Consider the following 3,478-nt stretch of genomic DNA (forward strand, 5'->3'; position numbering starts at 1 on the left):
ATATCACTTGCTATCTAGTTATCCTTTTTCTGGTTCACTCTCCAAGCGTTTTGGTCTTTCAACCAAGATTTGGGTATGCCCTACCCTATCTGTCTGACGACAAAGATTTTTACTGGTTTTTCATTCACCGTTGTTGAGCGGGTACTGCGCTATGTTTGACGAGGTTTTCGCTACCCTCCCTTTTTGTCTCTTATGCAGACTTTCGAGTTCCAGGGTTCAACTCAATCGAGCCATTCACTACCGCCCACTCAGGGGATTCAAACCAATTTCATTTTAACATAAAGCCGTCCTAAAAGGACGGGGCTTTAACCCAAAATTTTGGTAATTTGACGAAGTGCCAACCGGTCAACCCAGTGAGATAAAATCTACTGCTGTTTCCAGTGGAGCTTTTTTGGTTTAATTCCTAACGGAATCGTTTTTCGCCTGCCCTGCCACGCCCACAAGAATCTGCAAGCGCCTACAGTACGGGAATTATTCTAACATTGTTTGGTGATCTTCTCAGGATTTAGGAGATGGTCGATGGGGTTGGGGTTGGGGTGATGGGGGAGAAGGGAGATGGGAGAAGGGAGAAAAAAGCTGATCGATCAGTGATCACTGATCAAGTCTCCTTCGGTGCTATGATTGAGGATGTAAAGTTTTATTGCAAAGGTATTCGTCTTGGTTAAGCTGAATACTGACAAAAGGTTAACAACACTACCTTAAACAAGCTCTCAAGAGAGGATACAGAGAACACATGGCTTACACACTTCCCCCTTTACCCTACGATTACACTGCCTTAGAGCCTTGTATCACCAAAAGTACCCTAGAATTCCACCACGACAAGCACCACGCCGCTTATGTCAATAACTATAACGGTTTGGTCAAAGATACGGAACTCGATGCTCTCTCTTTAGAAGAAGTTATCGTTAAGGTTGCCGGTGATGCCTCTAAAGCTGGGGTTTTCAACAATGCCGCCCAAGCATGGAATCATAGTTTTTATTGGGACTGCATGAAACCGGGTGGTGGCGGTGCGCCTACCGGTGCTTTAGCCGATAAAATTAACGCAGATTTCGGCAGTTTCGAGAAATTTGTCGAAGCTTTCAAAACTGCGGGCGCTACTCAATTCGGTAGTGGTTGGGCTTGGTTGGTTCTCGATAACGGTACTCTCAAAGTTACCAAAACCGGCAACGCTGACAATCCTTTAACCGCCGGACAGGTTCCCCTCTTAACTATGGATGTGTGGGAACACGCTTATTATCTCGATTACCAAAATCGTCGTCCCGATTACATCAGTGACTTTTTAACCAAGTTGGTTAATTGGGATTTCGTGGCTGCTAATTTAGCGGCGGCCTAAAAATTTGGCTCAGTTAATCAGTTATCAGTTATCAGTTATCAGTTATCAGGGGTTGGCGAGCAGAGAGAAACCATCCATAAGTTGGGGGTTAGTCTTACTATTAAAACTGGCAAATCTCTCTAATATTAATTATCCTTAAAATAGATAACCAGAAAAAACTTTTTTAACATCGATCGCGCTTCTCGCACCATGGAACAACCTGTCAGTTGGATTATTCCCCGTCATCCCCGTCCCGATTATCCCCTGTTTGTATTTTTACCCGGAATGGATGGCAGCGGCCAACTATACCATCGTCAGATTAAAAACCTTGCTCCTTACTTCGATCTGCGTTGTTTGGTGATTTCCCCGCAATATCTCGGTGATTGGGAGGAATTAAGCAGCCTCGTGATCGCTTTATTGGAACAGGAATTAAAGCGACAATCGAGAAAAGTCTATCTCTGCGGTGAGTCTTTTGGCGGCTGTTTAGCCTTGAAAATAGCGACAAAATCACCAAAATTAATTAAAAAACTGATTTTAATTAACCCTGCTTCTTCTTTTAATCAAAGACCTCTTTTAAGCTTGGGAATCGGTATCACCCAGATGATGCCCGATTTCATCCACGGCAGCTCGGCACTAACTATTTTACCTTTTCTCGCCGCTCTCGGTCGAATATCCCGGGAAGATCGCCGCTCTCTCCTCAAAGCCATGCAATACGTCCCACTGAAGACGATTAGCTGGCGTTTATCCCAGTTACAACGGTTTCAGGTTAGTGCCAGCGAGTTAAAACGTCTGCAATTGGGGGTGTTAGTGATAGCCAGTCAAGGCGACCGACTGTTACCATCGGTAGCGGAGGCTAAACGCCTAATTCAGCAGTTACCCGCGGCAAAATTAACGATTCTGCCTAATAGTGGTCACGCTTGCCTGCTGGAAACCGATATTCACCTCAAAGACATTCTCCATCACCATGCTTGTCTCCCCCGAAACCTACCCGCAAAAAGTCACTGAGGATGGTTCTTATACCTTTTTTTCGAGCGAATTCGGCGAATGTTATCATTCTACCTCTGGGGCAAGGGAAGAAGCCGAGAAAAAATTTATCCTCTCTAGTCGTCTGGCAGCAAAAGTAGACCAGAGCAATAATCTAAAAATTCTTGACATTTGTTACGGCTTAGGGTATAATACCGCCGCAGCCTTAGCGGCCATTTGGCAAGTTAGGGGGGATTGTCGGGTAGAATTATTAGCTTTGGAAAGCGATCGAGTGGTTCCCCTAGCAGCGATTAGAGAAAATCTCTTAAATAGTTGGAGTCAACCAATTCCCGAATATTTAAATGATTTTGCCCATAATCACCGGCTAGACTTGCCTAATATCACGGCTAAACTGTTAATCGGGGATGCGCGACAGACGATAACCAAGGTGATTGACGCGGGTTTTCAAGCGGAGGCAATTTTTCTCGACCCCTTTTCCCCGGGTAAATGTCCGCAACTGTGGACAGTGGAGTTTTTAGCTTTAGTGGCGAAATGCCTGAGTCCGACGGGTTATTTAGTCACCTATTCCTGTGCTGCCTCGGTGCGAAGGGCTTTACAATTAGCGGGATTGCAGATTGGGGCCACCGATAGCGTCGGGCGGCGATCGCCGGGGACAAGAGCCAGTTTTTTGTCCTTACCCCCATCTCTATCGGCACAGGAACGGGAACATCTGCAAACTAAAGCCGCTATTCCCTATCGAGACCCGACTTTAACCGACCTGGCCGAAGTGATTATACAACGTCGTCGCACCGAACAGGCTCTCTGTGATTTAGAACCGACTAGCCACTGGAAAAAACGTTGGCAAAGAATTGACCGGGAGATAATTCGGCATTAACTAGGGTCTGCTGAATAAATCTAAAAACCTTGTTGGGTAAGACTTTTAGACTTTTTGATTGACAAAAAGTACCAGGCATGGGAGTGATCAGGGGGAAAATTGAGGTACTTTTTCCCTGAAAATTAGGTAGTTGACCACCTGAAAATCGGTAAAACCCTACACCCCACACCCTACCCCCACCGAAAAACTTTTTCAGCAGACCCTAACTAGGGTTTGCTGAATAAATCTAAAAACCTTATCCAACAAGGTTTTTAGACTTTTTTTCCCTCAAAAAGTGCCGACCCTTGGAGTGATTGGGGGGAAAATTC

General features: G+C 45.3%; 3 protein-coding genes. All 3 read left to right on the forward strand.

All coding sequences use genetic code 11. The features are described from left to right. Positions 1-733: 733 nt before the first annotated feature. On the forward strand, positions 734-1,333 hold the full coding sequence (locus IM322_RS14970; RefSeq protein WP_002762409.1) for a superoxide dismutase: 600 nt from the start codon (positions 734-736) through the stop codon (positions 1,331-1,333). A gap of 189 nt (positions 1,334-1,522) precedes the next feature. Next, positions 1,523-2,317: an alpha/beta fold hydrolase gene (locus IM322_RS14975; RefSeq protein ID WP_287076902.1), complete on the forward strand. Its 795-nt coding sequence runs from the start codon at positions 1,523-1,525 to the stop codon at positions 2,315-2,317. After that, a complete protein-coding gene (locus IM322_RS14980; RefSeq protein ID WP_287674992.1) occupies positions 2,277-3,170 on the forward strand; it encodes a tRNA (5-methylaminomethyl-2-thiouridine)(34)-methyltransferase MnmD in 894 nt (297 codons plus the stop codon). Before IM322_RS14975 ends, IM322_RS14980 begins: the two co-directional genes overlap by 41 nt. Positions 3,171-3,478: the final 308 nt, after the last annotated feature.

The sequence above is a fragment of the Microcystis sp. M109S1 genome (genome assembly GCF_020247025.1).
GTDB lineage: Bacteria > Cyanobacteriota > Cyanobacteriia > Cyanobacteriales > Microcystaceae > Microcystis.